The 579-nt window shown below is 72.4% G+C and carries 1 protein-coding gene; it reads right to left on the minus strand.

The window, feature by feature from the left end:
* Nucleotides 1-175: 175 nt before the first annotated feature.
* Nucleotides 176-579: ATP-binding cassette domain-containing protein (locus GXW71_RS34615; protein WP_211858632.1), on the minus strand; the 404-nt coding region annotated here is incomplete at its 5' end.

A 579-nucleotide genomic window follows, 5' to 3' on the forward strand; every position in this document is an offset into this window, starting at 1 on the left:
ACCTTGATCAGCCCGGGCGCGATCGCCGCCTCGGACAGCGGCGCCAGCACCGACCAGGCCACGAAGCTGCCCACGAAGACCGTGATCGCCAGCAGCCCGAACAACACCAGCCCCCGGGTGCGCGGCCGGGCCTCGAGCGTGTCCGCGGGGCCGGTCAGGCTGCCGATCGCCCCGCTCATGACGCGGCCCGCCGCGCCAGGGCCGGCGCCGAGGGCGATGGTGCGCCCGCGACGCGCGGCTGCATCAGCAGCCGCAGCACTTCGGCCCGCGGTCCGAACATCTCCGCCGCGCCGTCCTTCAGCACCAGCACCTTGTCGACGCCCTGCACCAGCGCCGGGCGATGCGAGACCAGCACCAGCGTGCAGCCCTGCGCCTTCAGCGCATCAAGGCCCTGGATCAACGCCGCCTCGCTGTCGCCGTCGAGGTTCGAGTTCGGCTCGTCCAGCACCACCAGCTTCGGCTTGCCATAGACCGCCCGCGCCAGGCCAATGAGCTGCCGCTGCCCGCCGGACAAATGCTGCCCGCCATCGCCGATCTCGGTGTCGTAGCCCTGCGGCAGCCGCAGGATCATCTCGTGGC

This window comes from Plastoroseomonas hellenica, from assembly GCF_018129085.1.
GTDB lineage: Bacteria > Pseudomonadota > Alphaproteobacteria > Acetobacterales > Acetobacteraceae > Plastoroseomonas > Plastoroseomonas hellenica.